The organism is Rhizobium sp. AN6A (assembly GCF_900215635.1).
In the GTDB taxonomy this organism is placed as follows: Bacteria; Pseudomonadota; Alphaproteobacteria; order Rhizobiales; family Rhizobiaceae; genus Agrobacterium; species Agrobacterium tumefaciens.
The window spans coordinates 149,037-163,619 of sequence record NZ_OCNC01000002.1; the positions used below are offsets into that span (position 1 = coordinate 149,037).

Here is a 14,583-nt window from a genome sequence, read left to right on the forward strand (position 1 = left end):
ACGATTTCCTCCCCATTATTTATTCATTATTCACCCCCGAAAGGCCACAGTCATGAAACCGATCAACGCATTTGCCGCAGCCCTCCTGTTTCTCATGAGCGGAATGACGCCGTTGCAGGCATTCGCCGATGAACCGCTGCTCCGCACGGATCTCATCAAAAGCGATATCGACGTGCCCGCCCACGAAGTTGTGCAGGTCCGTGTCGATTTTCTCCCGGGCGTTTTGGCCGCCAGGCATTCCCACCCTGGAGAAGAGATAGCCTATGTGATCGAAGGTACGCTCGAGTATAAATTGGACGGACGCGAGCCGGTCACCCTTTCCGCCGGTCAATCATTCTTCATTCCCACGGGTGTTGTCCACTCGGCGGAAAATGTAGGCCCCGGCAAAGCCTCGGAGCTTGCCACCTATATCGTCCGGAAATGCCAGGCCCTGGTCGTCCCGTCCAAATAACGATTTAGCCGACAGCAGGCGCAGACAGCGGTGTTGCTGCCTGCGCCTGCCGGCACTGTCCGGGACATGACAACTCTCGCCGCCTGGCATGGCCGGAACACATTTCGCCAAAAAATTACGTCTGGATCGACAGGATAAGATTGGCCTCAGCCAAGCCGTATCGCTCTTAATGCGCTTCGCGAGCAGCGTTCAAGTCTGTCCGATAACAACGGCTAACACACGTTAATCGCGGCCCTAAGTTCGGGCCGCGATTATTCGTACTGCTCATTCAGATTCTTGAGCTGCCGCGCCGCGCCTCAACCAATGCGTTTATCGTGATATTTTCTGGGGTTGATGAATCTTCCGGTCTACGAGCGGCAATCGAACTTGATGGGCATAATCCTCAACGGCAGCAACATACCGGTGATCACGGATCAGTAGTAGTCGTCTTGCCCGCCATGCGGCCTCGCGTAAGCACGGGCTATATTCATTGCCTTGAAAGGATTTTGAACCGACTACCCAGTCATTCGAGACTTCGTGCATCCTGAACCCTATGGCATGCCAACAACTTATATTACTGCTGGAGAGGCCAGTTTTGGGCCATTCCAGTCTGACGGTTTCTTGATCTCAGTTACCACAAGCGGCAACAAACCGTTCGACAGCTCCGGTCCCAAGGCGGGTTGTTCGCGGAGCCGAGGGCGCAGCCAGAAATTTGCCGCTCGCGCGTGATCGGTCAGCGGCAGATAGCGTCATGTGACGGCAAGCAGGCCAGGACTGACACCGGTGACGTACCCTCTGGCAAACCTGCCCGGGGAGCAGCCGAGCCTTTTGCTAAACGCTGTGCTGAAGGCACTGGCGGATTCATAACCAATCTCTTCCGCGATTCGGTCGAGCGACTTCCCGCCGCTCAGGAGTGCATCCTTGGCAAGTGCAATGCGCCAGCGCGCCAGATATTCGATTGGCGCACAACCAAGAATTCCATGGAACCGCGCGGCGAAGGCCGATCGCGACATGCCCGCTATTCCTGCAAGATTGGCGACCGTCCACCTCGTCCGCACGTCCTCGTGTATGGCACGCAGGACACGGGCAATGGCGGGATCGCGTAGCCCGCTCAATAAGCCTGCCGACACTGCGTTGTTGCCGATAATGTCCCACCGAAATGCCTCTACCAGCAGCGTCTCCAGCAATCGCTGGATGATCAGTTCCTTGCCAGGATGGTTGGTAACGCACTCCTCAGACAGTAGTTCGATCAGGCGGCCAAATCGCGTCGCGCGCCCCGCTGAGGCGGAAATATGGATATGATCAGGCAGCAGCGCGAGCAGTAGCGGCGCGTTGACACTCTCAATCGAGAAGCTTCCGCCCAGTGCCGCGAAATCGGGCTCTCCTTCTTGCTCGCCGTGGCGGACAGCTTTAGCCAGAGGCTCAGCGGGAATGCAGGGTGCGCCTGGTTTGCTGCATAGCGAGAACGCCGGCGTAGTCGGCAAAAGGAGGAAATCGCCTTCGGCAATCCGAAGCGGCTCCCGACCACCTAATGTGACCCATGCTTCTCCGGTCAGGACGACTGTGAACCCGGGTGCGTCATACGATCTATAGCGAACCCCCCATTGACCGCGCCCAGAGATGGGCTTCGCTATTGCGGCGCTCGGCCGCAAGAGGGTGATGATATCGCTGAGAGGATCCATGAAATTGTACGATCCGTAATGTTTTATGGATTGCAAATTATAGATCGTATTGGAATGGCTGTCTATTGGTACCGGACCGAATCCAAGGAGCGTGACATGACCAAGACCATCCTCATTACCGGGACATCATCGGGCTACGGCAAGGCCACCGCGGAACACTTCCTTTCTCGGGGGTGGAATGTTGTCGCGACCATGCGGCGCCCGGACCCGTCGCTGTTTGCCGAAACCGACCGGCTGCGCGTGCTACCGCTCGATGTCACCAGTCCAGAGAGCATCGCGGAACTGATCGGTTCTGCCGGTTCGATTGACTTACTGGTGAATAATGCTGGGATTGGCGGTGTCGGTGCGTTCGAGGCGATGCCGATGTCCCTCATCCGCCAGCTTGTCGAGACCAACACGATTGGCGTCATGGCGATGTGCCAGGCTGTCATCCCGCAGATGCGCGAGCGCCGGTCCGGCACCATCATCAATGTCACGTCGAGCGTTACTTTGGGAGAATTCCCACTCGCGGCAGCCTATACCGCCACCAAACAGGCCATTGAAGGCTTCTCGGCTTCGCTCGCGCATGAGCTCGGCTATTTTGGGGTCCGCGTGAAGCTCATCCAGCCCGGTTATGCACCAACCACCCGGTTCGGGGCAAATGCCATTGTTCCTGTCTCGGAGCTCCTTCCTGGCGGATATGCAGACTTCGCACAGCCAATTCTCGAGGCGTTCGCGAATCCGGCCCTGACCACCACGGAAAGCGATGTTGCAGAAGCAGTCTGGCAGGCCGTTCACGGTACCGAGAATCAGCTCCGCTTCCCTGCTGGAGCGGATGCTGTCGCGCTTGCTCAGGCGCGCTGACGAGGATGGCGGCAAGGGCGGCAGTGGCTGGTTTTGCCACGCTTTCTGCTTTCTCTGTCTCCTCCCGCCCAGTGGTTGGCTTGGGCCGCATGGGCATAACGCTCAGTCTCCGAAGCCGACCATGCCTTTGATTTCGGTGAACTCGTGCAGACCGAACTTACCGTATTCCCGACCGTTGCCCGATTGCTTGTAGCCGCCGAAGGGGGCAGCGCCATCCCAGGCAGAGCTGTTGAGGCGTACTATGCCGGTCCTTAGCCGCCGTGCGAAGGCACGCGCCTCTTCCGGTGAACCCTGAATATAGGATGCCAGCCCATAAGGCGTGTCGTTGGCGATATTCACCGCCTCGTCTTCGCTGCCATAACCAAGGATGGCAAGCACAGGACCGAAAATCTCTTCACGGGCGATCGTCATGTCGTTCGTAACGCGCGCAAAAACTGTCGGCCGCACATAATAGCCGCTGTTCAGATGCGCTGGCCGGTCGAGCCCGCCGGCGACGAGCTCCGCCCCTTCCTCCACCCCCTTTCGGATAAGGCTCTGGATCTTGTCGAATTGCAGTTTGCTGGCAACGGGCCCGATATCCGTCTGGGCATCGCCGGGTGCACCGACACGGACCGATTCCGCCGCCGCACGGGCGATGCCGATCACCCGATCCATATGCTCCGCCGGGACGAGAAGACGGGTCGGCGCATTGCAGGACTGGCCGGAATTGGCAAAGCACCTGATCACCCCGGCGCGCACGGCGGCGTCGAGATCAGCGCTGCGGAGCACGATATTGGGCGATTTGCCGCCCAGTTCCTGATGCACGCGCTTCACCGTCGGGGCCGCCGCCTGCGCGACCGAAATGCCGGCGCGTGTCGAGCCGGTGAAGGAAACCATGTCGATATCGGTATGGCTCGCTAGTACCGCACCCACGGTCGGGCCGTCACCATTGACAAGGTTGAACGCGCCCTTGGGAACACCGGCCTCGTGCAGGATTTCGGCGAAAAGTATGGCGTTGAGCGGCGCGACTTCCGAGGGTTTCAGCACCATGGTGCAGCCGGTGGCGAGCGCCGGAGCCACCTTGCAGGCGATCTGGTTAATCGGCCAGTTCCACGGCGTGATCATGCCGACAACACCGATCGGCTCATGGACGATGCGGGTCGTGCCCTGCATGTATTCGAACGGAAAATCGCTCATGGCGCGGATTGTCTGCTCGAAATGCGCCACGCCGATACCCGCCTGCTCATCCCGCGCCATTTTTCTTGGTGCGCCCATCTCGCGCGAGATCACGTCGCCGATCTCGTCCTGCCGACGTTTCAGTATCTCAAGAATGCGCTCAAGCAGACCGAGGCGCTCTTCCCGCATGGTCTGCGAAAAGGCCGCAAAGGCGCGGCGCGCGGCGGCGATGGCGCGCTCGGCATCCGCCGCCGATCCCATGGCTATCTCCGCGAAAGGCTCTTCGGTGGCGGGGTCCACAACGGGTAGACGCTGGCCGCCAAGCGGATCGACCCAGTCGCCGTCGATGTAGAATTTGAGATAATTGTCCATATCCGTCTCCAATGATCTCAGCGGCCGGCCAGGATGAAGTCGGCGACCCGCTCCGCGATCATGATTGTGGGAATGTTGGTATTGGCGCAAGGGATCGACGGCATCAACGATGCGTCGCAGACCCTCAATCCTTCCACGCCGTGCACGCGGCCCGTAGACGACGTCACCGCCATGGGATCGTCAGCCGATCCCATGCGGCACGTTCCCGAAGGATGCCATGTGCCGCCCACATGGCGGCGGACGAATTCCGTCAACGCATCGTCGTCTTCAAGCAGCCCCCGCATGGTCGTTCCGAGTGTTATCGCCGAATGTACCAATGCGGGGCGCAGCGGACCCGCAACATCCAGAAGGCCCGAGAAAACACCCCGCTGTAGCGCGTTCCATGTCCCGGGTACAGCGACCTTCGCCACCCGGGGCGAATAGCTCGATGGAAAAACAGTGCCGCAGTGCCCCGCCATGAAAGGATCGGACAGGGCCTCCGCTCCCAGACGCAGCGCAAGCTTGAGCCGCCTCAGATCACGCTCGTCGCTCAGCATTCTGAAGTCGACCTCGGGCTCGACATGGGGATCAAGCGAAACAAGCTTCACGAAGCCGCGCGAATAGGACTTGTTGACCCAGAAGAACAGGCTGCCCAGCCGCAAACCGATGGAATGCCAGCCGGATCGCGACAGGATGGCGGCATGCATGTCACCCTGCGGCACGCCGTCGAGACCCGACGAGAAACGCCAGATCGCCTGTTCGTGGTGTTCGCTCCTGTCACGCACCCGCATCTGCGGCGGCAGATAGGCAGCGACGGCGATCGAGGGATGCTCCATCAGATTGCGCCCGACGCCGTTGCGGCTGGCCACGACATCGCCCCCCAAGGCGGCAATGTCACCGACGGGGCCGATACCGGAGCGCATCAGCAACGCGGGTGTGTGGATGGCGCCGGCAGAGACAATCACTTCCGACGCTTGGATCGTCTCCGCCGTCGCACCTGTCAATCTCGCGCCCGTGGCTCGACGGCCATCGAACAGGATGCGGTCCGCGACGCTTTCGGTGATGATCCTTAGATTCGGGCGTTTGCGCACATCCGCCGTCAGATAGGCAACCGAAGTCGGCAAGCGCTCCCCACTATCGCTGACGGCAATCGCACCGCGAAAGACGCCGTCTTCCCATGCTCCGTTCTGATCAGGTTTTATCGGATGGCCGCGGCGGTTGAGCGTTTTCATGACTCGGTCGACGAAAGGGGAAATCCTGTCGTCGGATATGCGCCGGATCGTCAGCGGTCCGTCCGCACCATGAAGCGGCCCGTCGAAATCCCTGTCGGCTTCGATCTTCAGGAAATAGGGCAGGCAATCGCACCAGCCCCAGCCGTCCGCGCCAAGCGCCTGCCATTCGGCGTAGTCGGCAGGTGCGCCGCGATTGGCCATCAGCGCATTGATCGCCGAGCCTCCGCCCAAAAGCCGCGCCTGCTCGTAGCGACGCGGTGGACGGGGCGCCGTGTTGGAACGGGGATGGCCCATCAACGCCGTGAGGTGCGACCAGATATTGCGCGCATCGAGATAGGCCCGACCGGGATAACGGCCGCGCACCTCATCCGGGATATCGTCCGCCGAAATATTACGCCCGGCCTCAACCAGAACGACCGTCCGCCGCGGATCTGCGGAAAGGCGTGCGGCCAGTACACAGCCCGCCGATCCGCCGCCGAGGATCAGGTAATCGACGATCATGTCGCTCGCCCCTGCGAATATTCGGTGTTGCGGGCATTGATCGCTGCCAGCATCAGCAGGATGAACGAGATCGCCGTCAGCAGGGAGCTGATCGAGGCAATGGTCGGATCGATCTCGTCGCGCAGCGCGGTGAACATGCGCTTGGTGAGCGTCTGGTATTCGCCGCCGGAAATGAAAAGCGAAACCACCGTTTCATCGATGGCAGAGATGAATGCAAAGAGCAGGCCGGAAATGACGCTCGGGCGGATTTGCGGCAGGGTGACGATGAAGAAGGTCCGCCAGCGGTTCATGCCGAGACTTCGCGACACCATCTCCTGCGTGTGGTCGAACTTACGCAGCCCAACGAGGACGGAGGTAACGACATAGGGCAGACCAAGCATGACGTTGGCGAGGACCAGTCCGGTCAGCGAGGCGAGAAGCCCGATCTGCGCGTAAACCAGAAAGACACCGACAGCGGTGATGACGATCGGCACGATCAGCGGCAGAAGCAGCAGCGCCTGCAGGCTGCGTACCAGCCGCGATTGCGTGAGGTTGAGAGCATAGGCCGCTGCAGTCCCTAAAATGGTAGCAATGACGGCGCTGAAGACAGCGACGATCAAGCTTACACGCGTTGCCTGCATCCAGGCGGCGCTGCCGAGATAGGCCTCGTACCAGCGCAGCGACCAGGACGGCGGCGGAAAAGCGAGGAAGCGCGCGCCGGAAAAGGACATTGGCAGGATGATCAGGATGGGGATCATCAGCCAGGCGAGAACGAGCGCTACAAAGCCGTAGAGAAGGATTTTCGACAGGCTCATGTGTCACCTCGTTCCCATGATGCGTTCGAACGGAATGATGAGGCTCGCCAGCCGGAAAACCAGAAAAACGCAGACAAGCAGGACGACGCTGATCGACGAAGCCGCGCCCCATTCGTTATACACCTCGATGTTGCGTGAAACGAGCATGGAGACCATGTAGGTGCGTCCGCCGCCCAGCAGTTCCGGCGTGATATAAAAACCAAGGGTGAGCACGAAGACCAGCACCATGCCGGCGATCATGCCCGGCAGCGACAGCGGCAGGAAAACCCGCCAAAAGACATGCATGGGTGAGCCGCCGAGGCTGGCACCGGCCATGGTCAGTTCCGCGGGTATTTTCTTCATCGTTGCATAAAGCGGCAGCACCATGAAGGGCAGCAGGATGTGGATCGTCGCCATGACCGTGCCGAATTCGTTGTTGACCAGCCGGAGCGGCGCATCGATCAGGCCAGATCCCGTCAACGCTGAATTGATGATGCCGTTGCGCTGCAGCAGGATGAGCCAAGCATAGGCGCGCACCAGAACGGATGTCCAGAAAGGCAGCAGTACCATGGCGAGAACGAGCACGCTCCGGCGCTGAGGCAGGCCCGCCGCCACATAGGCGACGGGATAGCCGAGGAGCACGGTCATCAACGTTACGACCGCCGCAATGCGGAAGGTCTGAAGGAAGGTCATCCAGTAGACGGAATCCGTCAGGAACCGCTGATAGTGAACGAGCGTAAAGCCGCCATCCTGGCGGATCGACTGCCAGCCCAGCCACAGAAGCGGCAGGACCAGCAGAACGACGACGACCGCAAGCGCCGGCGCCAGTAGCATCAGCATGAGCCTTTGCTCACGCTGCTCATGCAGCGCCGACGGATTTCGTTTCGACTGTGCCATCAGTGACCCTCCACAGGCCGAACATCATTTCTGGATGAACTGCGCCCAGCGTTTTTGCGCCTCCTCACCGGCTGGTGAACTCCACCACTCATCCGACACCAGAACCTGAAGTGCGGCATTGTTCGGCGAACTCGGCATTTCGGCAGCGCGTTCCGGCGAAATCTTGCCGGTCTTGTACGCTTCAGGATTGCCTGGACCGTAATCGATATAGGCCGGGAAATTCGCCTGGATTTCAGGGGTCAGCGCCGCGTTGACGAACTTGACCGCCGTTTCGAGGTTCGGCGCGCCCTTGAGAATGCAGAGCGACGTATACTGAAGGAAACCTTCGTTGAACGAATAACCGATCGGCGCGCCTTCCTTCACCACCGCAGCAACGCGGCCGTTCCACGCCATCTCCATGTCGACTTCACCATCGGCTAGAAGCTGCGCTGACTGGGCGCCGGAGGTCCACCACACCGTGACATAGGGTTTGATCTCCTCGAGCTTCTTGAAAGCCCGGTCGACATCGAGCGGATAAAGCTTGTCCACTGGCACGCCATCGGCGAGCAAAGCGGCCTCAAGTGTCGCCAGGGGATGGTTACGCAGCGCCCGCGTACCCGGAAATTTCTTTACATCCCAGAAATCCGACCAGCTCTTGGGCGGGTTGCCGCCGAACTTGTCCTTGTTGTAGGCAAGCACGCTCGAGTAGAATTCATAGGCGACCGAATAGGGGCTTTTGTATTCGGCCGGCATCTTTTCCGCATTGGGTATCTTGGAAAAATCGAGTTTCTCGATCATTCCCTGTTTGCCGCCGCGTATGCAATCCTTCGCCGGCGTGTCGATGACGTCCCAGACGATCTTGCCGGATGCGGACTGCGTCTTGATCACAGGCCAGGCATCCGGCGCGCTGTCCTGATTGACAGTGATGCCAAGCAGCTTGGCGACGGGATCGAGGATCGCCTTGGTCTGCGCCTCCTGGTAGGCGCCGCCCTGCGAGACGAAGGTGACCTGTTCCGCCGAGGCCAAGCCAGCCGAAAAGACGGCGGCGGATGCGGAAAGCACGAGCATGGAAAATCTGTATTTCATTTGTCGTTCTCCTCTTTATGGCGAGGCGCTGTCGCCCCTGTTGGCATGCGACTGTCGGGTCTTAGCGCCCGATTGCATCGAGGAACTGATACCAGCCGGCGACGAGCCGGACGGCTGGCTCCCTGATGGGATAAAAAGGCACTGGTTTGAGCAGCTCCGCGGTCAAGAGTCCGAGATCGGGACTTTGCCCGGCAACCATGGCCGCAACGTAGCGGCCCATGTTGGAGGCCATGGCCACCCCGGTTCCATTATAACCGACTGCATAGACGACCCGGTCGTCCAGCCGGCCCAGATGCGGAATGCTGTCCATCGTCATCGCCACGAGGCCGGACCAGCGATGGGTGACCGATACCGCTGCGAGTTCTGGAAACTGCCGCACCATGGCTTTGTGCAGCGCCGCAAACGCGCTTTGGGAATCCGCCTTGCCGAAGGCGCCGCGCCCGCCATAAATCACACGGTCTCCGGCCTTGCGGAACCAGCGCATCATGCGCCGCGTCTCGGTATAGCTGCGTCCCTGCGACAGGAGGGAAGCTTCCGGTCTGCCGGTCAGCGGCTCGGTCGCAATCATTGCGGAGCGGAAGGGAATGATGGATTTGCGGACCGCCGACGTGGCCGGCGTCAGATCGGAATAGGAATTGCTGGCGATCACCACCTGTCGGGCCGAAACGACACCGTCAGGCGTTTCAAGAACGATGCCGGCGCCATCTCGCCTGAATGCCGCCACCGGCGTGTTCTCGTGGATCGCGATGCCTGCGGCACTCAATCCGGGCCGCCATGCCCAAAACGAAATTCAAGGGGTGAATGACGCCGCCATGGGTATTGAGCATGCCGCCGACGAAATCGCGTGAGCCTGTCTCCGCCTCCATTTCCTCCGGTGAGAGAATGGTGCAGGAGTGGTCGCCAAGCGATCCACGTAGCCACTCGACTTCTTTTTTCAGGCCATCGAGCGACAGCTGATTGTGGGCACAGCGCAGCGAACCGGTTGGGCGATAATCGGCAGCGGCGATTGCATAATCGTCTACCAGTTCGCCAACATGATCGATGGCCTCGATACCGAGATCATGCATGCGCCGCGCCGTCTCTATCCCGTAGCGGGCGGCGATGTCGGAGAAGGAAAGCCGGAACTTGCCCGACACCACGCCACCATTGCGGCCGCTCGCGCCCCAGCCGATCCGGCTTGCCTCCAGCACCACCGGAGACAGGCCGCGGCGGGCCAGATAGCGCGCCGCGGAAAGGCCCGTGTAGCCACCGCCGATGATGGCGACATCGAACCGACGATCGCCGGAGAGCCGGTCTAAGGCAGGACGGCTTGAAGCCGTCTCCTGCCAGAGGGAGTTGATATCAGGAAAAGGGGGGCGTGCGGCCATCGGTACGGCTCTCTCGCGTTCAGGCTGCCGTTGCCGTCTTGACGCCGGCAGCAAGCTCCGCGTCCACCGCATCGGCCAGCTGCTTGAGCGAGGAGAAGTGGAAATCGGGCCTGGTCACCACCTTCGGAGCCGGGGTTCCACCGAACCCCGGCTGGCCCTGGCGACGCTCGATCCAGCAGGTCGTGTAGCCAAGTTCGCGGGCCACGCCGATATCGTGATGCTGGCTCTGGGCGACATGCAGGATTTCTGACTGCTTGAAACCGAAAACCGACTGACGCCCCTTGTTAAAGGCAAAAAACTGCGGATTGGGCTTGGCGCATCCGGCCTCATCACAGGTGACGCTGTCGTGAAACGGATTACCAAGCGTATCGGAATAGGCGGAAAACGCCGTCCGGTCGGCATTCGTCATGGCGACAAGACGAAAGTTCTTGCGCAGGCGAGCGAGCGCTTCCACGGAATCCGCGAAAGCAGGCCAGCGCAGCACGGCAAGCTGGAAGGCTTCCGCTGTGGCGTCATCATTGTTGAAACCGAGTTCGTTGGCGAGAGAAAGATAGACGTCTTTCATGGCGAAGGAAGACCGTCCATAGAACTTGTCGCGGCCGCGCTTGTAGGGTTCGAAAATCTCGTCGTCGGTGGCCCTGGCCGCCTTTTCGCCGCCGAGCGCACGCACCGCATTAAGCACACCCGTTTCGAAATCGATCAAAGTGCCGACCACATCGAAGGTCATGACCTTGAATTGCGTAAGCTGCATAGTCTTCATCCTTGTTTACTGCATGGAATGTATCAACCCGCTTCGGGAACGATCACCGTGTCTTCGGGGTGGAGTGAAAGCGCGATCACTTCGCCCGGCGATTTCATGAGCGCGCGGCCTGTGTGGTTGCTGGGAAGCCGAAAACTCAGATCGTCGCCACTGTCCAGCCGCACGAAAACCCGAATGCTTTCGCCCTGATAAAGCGTATCCGTGACAGTGCCTGTCAGCCTGTTGCCGCCATCGGCTTGAGCGCCATCCGCCACCACGAGTTTTTCCGAATGAACCACGAGATGCAGGTTTTCGCCTTCCGGCACGCGATGCGCCGTGTGCAGCAGCCGGTCTCCCAGCCGCACCGCCGTTTCGCTTTCGCGCCGAACCGCAAGCAGGGTCGCCTCGCCAATGAAACGGGCGACGAAGGCGTTGACGGGACAATCATGCAGGCGCTCCGGCGTATCGACCTGCACCAGACGTCCCCTGTGCATGATCGCCACGCGGTCGCTCATCGTCAGCGCCTCGCGCTGATCATGCGTGACATAGACGATCGTGGCGCCGAGCCGCTTATGCAGGCGTTTGAGTTCGATCTGCATGGTCTCGCGCAGCTGCTTGTCGAGCGCCGAAAGCGGCTCGTCCATGAGAATGAGGCCCGGCTCGAAGATCATGGCGCGCGCCAGCGCCACGCGCTGACGTTGGCCCCCCGACAATTCGTGGATACGCCTGCTCTCATAACCGGTGAGTTCGACCATCTCGAGCGCGGCCTTGAGTTTCACCGGCCAGCTCGCCTTCGGCAGCCGCCGCGCCCTTAGCGGAAAGGTGATGTTTTCGCCGACGCTCATATGCGGAAAGAGCGCATAGTTCTGAAAGACGATACCGATATCCCGCTTATGCGGTGGCTCAAATGTAATATCCCGATCGCCTAACCAAATTGACCCCGATGTCGGCTGGACAAAGCCACCGAGAATTCCCAGCAACGTGGTCTTGCCTGATCCCGAAGGCCCGAGAATGGAAACGAATTCGCCGGGAGAGACATCGAGATTGACATTGTCCAGCGCACGAAACGTTCCGTAGCACTTGACCGCCTCTTTGATGGAAACGCCTACCCGCTCTGTATTTGGCTGCTCAATCATATGATTCCACTAAAAAATCCCAGTACATCCGGTGGTAATCCGACGTATGGCAGCGCGTGTTTACAGAACGAAGAGCAGATTTGCAGCCTGTGACGCCCGGCGTCGACCTGAAACCAATCTGTCGCGTTCCCCTCAATTCACGGAAGGTCTCTCGCCTTCGTTGACATCAAAGAGACCAAACAAAAGGCGGATAGGCAATTGAAAAAAAATCTATACGATGTTACATAGTGTAATGACATTTCTCCGTCGCTCCCTGCCCTCCATGAACGGCCTCTTCACTTTCGAGGCCGCTGCGCGCTGCGGCAGTTTTTCAAGGGCAGCAGACGAATTGAACGTAACGCCGGCGGCTGTTAGCCGCATGATGTCCCGACTGGAGGAACATCTTGATACGACATTGTTTCTTCGGCAGCCCGGTGGCGTGATGCTGACGGAACCCGGCCAGCTGCTTTTCGATGCGATTGCCAGAGGCTTCGCCGGAATAGAAAGCGCCTTGCGGGAAATCGAGGATCGCCGAACCGGTATCGAAACCGTGTCCCTTTCCGTCTCGACCGGCTTCACCACGCACTGGATGATGCCGAGAATGGCCGAATTCAAAAGGGAATTTCCCAATGTCGATCTTCGTTTTCAGCTCATGATGGGCGCCCTGGCGGGGCCGGTCAACGACGTCGATCTTGGGATGCGCTTCGTAGACGGACCGGACAGGCATCACGAGGCAGCTTTCGTCATGCCCGAAATCCTGCTGCCGATATGCAGTCCGGGCTACAGGGAAAGCCATGCCATTTCCGGCAACGATATTGATCGCGTGCCGGATACGACGATCAACTTAAGCGATGCGCAACCCAACTGGTCGACGCTGTTCACACCGGCCAGCGGCAGCGACCCGCAGAATTCGATGATCTTCTCCGATTACGCCATCGTCGTGCAAGCTGCTCTTCTGGGCCAGGGCGTGGCGCTTGGCTGGCTTAACGTCGTCGCCCATTGGCTGCGAACACGGACACTGGTTCCAGCGAGAGAACAATTGATGGTCACTGGGCGGCGCTGCCATCTTATCCGGCTGCGTACCAAGCCCGCCCGACCGATCGTCACGCAGGTCAAGGAATGGATGATCGGTGAATTAAAGGCAGACGTCGAAGCGGTGAGCGCGCTTTATCCGAATTTGAATATCGATTCAGTGGGTTCCGACGTAACCATCAATCAAAAACAAGGCTCTTAAAGGGATCCGAACCGACGACACCGACATAAACCTAAGCGTCTTAAAAATTGAGGTTTGCCCCATAAGCAAAGCGTCGGATCGGTCATGCCGAGCCGAAAGCACTATACGATCTCAAACCCAGACGTATTGCCTCGCAGGCTTGGCGCTTAGCCTATAAATGTCGCAAAATCATCCAGCTGGAGCAATAACTTGCATGGCCGGTGTCATCCATCGGGTATAGATTTCATCTCAACGAACCCAATCATGCAGGCTTACCGTGGATCAGATACTCGCCATTCGAACGTTTGTCCGCGTCGCCGAAGCCGGCTCTTTCGCCAAGGCGGCGGATACGATGAACCTGCCCCGGTCCTCTGTCAGTAAACTTGTGCAGGATCTTGAGGCGCATCTCGGGGCAAAGCTCGTGGAGCGCACCACGCGGTCCGTCACAATGACCACCGAAGGCATCGCCTATCACGAGCGTGCGCTCAAGCTCCTCGCCGATCTTGATGACATGGATGGCACCGTCGCCGGCTCCCGCAGCGCGCCCAAAGGAAAGCTGCGCGTGGACATCGGGTCAGTGCTGGCAAATCAGATCCTCATCCCCGCGCTCTCCGATTTTCAGCACCTGTATCCCGATATCGACCTCATGCTTGGCGTCAGCGATCGCCCCGCCGACCTCATCAGTGAAGGGATCGATTGCGTCATTCGCGGCGGGGCGCTGAGTGACTCCTCGATGAAGGCGCGCAAGCTGTGCGAGTTGGACTACGTGATTTGTGCATCACCCGCTTATCTGAATGGCCTGGAGTTGCCGGAGCGACCGGAGGATATCGAGGCACACCGGATCGTCAGTTATTTCTCCGCATCATCTGGCAAGAGATTTCCATTGCGCTTTCAGCGCGGCGAAGAGCGAAGCGAGTATCTCCCTGCCTCTGGCGGCGTTTCCGTCAACGAGAGTACCGCGCATCTGAACGCGCTGCTGTCGGGGCTGGGAATTGGCCAAAGCTTCGGATTTCTCGCGCGGCCCCATTTCAATAGCGGAGCGCTGGTCGAACTGTTGCCTGAGTGGAAGCCGGACAATCATCCACTGCACCTCGTCTACCCGGCCGACCGATTTCCAAACCCGCGCCTGCGGGCCTTTACGGAATGGGCAGCGAAGATATTCGAAGCCGTCGATGTCAGACGCAATGTGCCTGCGGAGACCATCCATCCCCATGGATAAT

12 protein-coding genes and 1 pseudogene are annotated in these 14,583 nt (G+C 59.6%); 4 read left to right on the forward strand and 9 right to left on the reverse strand.

What is annotated here, in order from left to right; translation table 11 throughout:
• The first annotated feature begins 52 nt into the window (after positions 1-52).
• The gene (locus CRO62_RS02075) at positions 53-451 is read left to right on the forward strand and encodes a cupin domain-containing protein (RefSeq protein WP_097098991.1); all 399 of its coding nucleotides are present in this window, start codon (positions 53-55) and stop codon (positions 449-451) included.
• A gap of 728 nt (positions 452-1,179) precedes the next feature.
• On the opposite strand, the gene CRO62_RS02080 is transcribed toward CRO62_RS02075, so the two are convergent.
• Entirely contained in the window at positions 1,180-2,112 is a 933-nt protein-coding gene (locus tag CRO62_RS02080; protein WP_097098992.1) for an AraC family transcriptional regulator, read from the reverse strand.
• Between the two features lie 96 nt (positions 2,113-2,208).
• On the opposite strand from CRO62_RS02080, the gene CRO62_RS02085 reads away from it, so the two are divergent.
• Positions 2,209-2,955, forward strand: a complete 747-nt coding sequence (locus tag CRO62_RS02085; RefSeq protein ID WP_097099274.1) for an SDR family oxidoreductase — start codon at positions 2,209-2,211, stop codon at positions 2,953-2,955.
• A 102-nt stretch (positions 2,956-3,057) separates the two neighbouring features.
• On the opposite strand, the gene CRO62_RS02090 is transcribed toward CRO62_RS02085, so the two are convergent.
• The 8 genes and pseudogenes from CRO62_RS02090 to CRO62_RS02125 form a co-directional block, all read right to left on the reverse strand.
• Complete coding sequence (locus tag CRO62_RS02090) at positions 3,058-4,482, reverse strand: aldehyde dehydrogenase family protein (protein WP_097098993.1); 1,425 nt, start codon at positions 4,480-4,482, stop codon at positions 3,058-3,060.
• 17 nt (positions 4,483-4,499) lie between these two features.
• Positions 4,500-6,194: a GMC family oxidoreductase gene (locus CRO62_RS02095; RefSeq protein WP_097098994.1), complete on the reverse strand. Its 1,695-nt coding sequence runs from the start codon at positions 6,192-6,194 to the stop codon at positions 4,500-4,502.
• Positions 6,191-6,988, reverse strand: coding sequence for an ABC transporter permease (locus CRO62_RS02100; protein ID WP_097098995.1), 798 nt, complete (start codon positions 6,986-6,988; stop codon positions 6,191-6,193). The genes CRO62_RS02095 and CRO62_RS02100 overlap by 4 nt, the downstream gene beginning before the upstream one ends.
• A 3-nt stretch (positions 6,989-6,991) precedes the next feature.
• Positions 6,992-7,864 (reverse strand): ABC transporter permease, encoded by an 873-nt coding sequence (locus tag CRO62_RS02105; protein WP_038496560.1) that lies wholly within the window; start codon positions 7,862-7,864, stop codon positions 6,992-6,994.
• A gap of 24 nt (positions 7,865-7,888) precedes the next feature.
• Positions 7,889-8,929, reverse strand: coding sequence for an ABC transporter substrate-binding protein (locus CRO62_RS02110; protein ID WP_097098996.1), 1,041 nt, complete (start codon positions 8,927-8,929; stop codon positions 7,889-7,891).
• A gap of 61 nt (positions 8,930-8,990) precedes the next feature.
• Positions 8,991-10,296 (reverse strand): annotated as a pseudogene (locus CRO62_RS02115) (NAD(P)/FAD-dependent oxidoreductase).
• Between the two features lie 19 nt (positions 10,297-10,315).
• The gene (locus tag CRO62_RS02120; RefSeq protein WP_097098997.1) at positions 10,316-11,047 is read right to left on the reverse strand and encodes an HAD-IA family hydrolase; all 732 of its coding nucleotides are present in this window, start codon (positions 11,045-11,047) and stop codon (positions 10,316-10,318) included.
• A gap of 32 nt (positions 11,048-11,079) precedes the next feature.
• Positions 11,080-12,171, reverse strand: coding sequence for an ABC transporter ATP-binding protein (locus tag CRO62_RS02125; RefSeq protein ID WP_097098998.1), 1,092 nt, complete (start codon positions 12,169-12,171; stop codon positions 11,080-11,082).
• A 232-nt stretch (positions 12,172-12,403) separates the two neighbouring features.
• Here CRO62_RS02125 and CRO62_RS02130 point away from each other — a divergent pair, with 232 nt between their 5' ends.
• Positions 12,404-13,384, forward strand: coding sequence for a LysR family transcriptional regulator (locus CRO62_RS02130; protein WP_097098999.1), 981 nt, complete (start codon positions 12,404-12,406; stop codon positions 13,382-13,384).
• Between the two features lie 256 nt (positions 13,385-13,640).
• Positions 13,641-14,582, forward strand: a complete 942-nt coding sequence (locus CRO62_RS02135) for a LysR family transcriptional regulator (RefSeq protein WP_097099000.1) — start codon at positions 13,641-13,643, stop codon at positions 14,580-14,582.
• Position 14,583: the final 1 nt, after the last annotated feature.

Bases quoted from the DNA above. Each gene is read 5' to 3' on its own strand.
- CRO62_RS02075 (WP_097098991.1), top strand. From the start codon at position 53: ATGAAACCGATCAACGCATTTGCCGCAGCCCTCCTGTTTCTCATGAGC.
- CRO62_RS02080 (WP_097098992.1), bottom strand. From the start codon at position 2,112: ATGGATCCTCTCAGCGATATCATCACCCTCTTGCGGCCGAGCGCCGCA.
- CRO62_RS02085 (WP_097099274.1), top strand. From the start codon at position 2,209: ATGACCAAGACCATCCTCATTACCGGGACATCATCGGGCTACGGCAAG.
- CRO62_RS02090 (WP_097098993.1), bottom strand. From the start codon at position 4,482: ATGGACAATTATCTCAAATTCTACATCGACGGCGACTGGGTCGATCCG.
- CRO62_RS02095 (WP_097098994.1), bottom strand. From the start codon at position 6,194: ATGATCGTCGATTACCTGATCCTCGGCGGCGGATCGGCGGGCTGTGTA.
- CRO62_RS02100 (WP_097098995.1), bottom strand. From the start codon at position 6,988: ATGAGCCTGTCGAAAATCCTTCTCTACGGCTTTGTAGCGCTCGTTCTC.
- CRO62_RS02105 (WP_038496560.1), bottom strand. From the start codon at position 7,864: ATGGCACAGTCGAAACGAAATCCGTCGGCGCTGCATGAGCAGCGTGAG.
- CRO62_RS02110 (WP_097098996.1), bottom strand. From the start codon at position 8,929: ATGAAATACAGATTTTCCATGCTCGTGCTTTCCGCATCCGCCGCCGTC.
- CRO62_RS02120 (WP_097098997.1), bottom strand. From the start codon at position 11,047: ATGCAGCTTACGCAATTCAAGGTCATGACCTTCGATGTGGTCGGCACT.
- CRO62_RS02125 (WP_097098998.1), bottom strand. From the start codon at position 12,171: ATGATTGAGCAGCCAAATACAGAGCGGGTAGGCGTTTCCATCAAAGAG.
- CRO62_RS02130 (WP_097098999.1), top strand. From the start codon at position 12,404: ATGACATTTCTCCGTCGCTCCCTGCCCTCCATGAACGGCCTCTTCACT.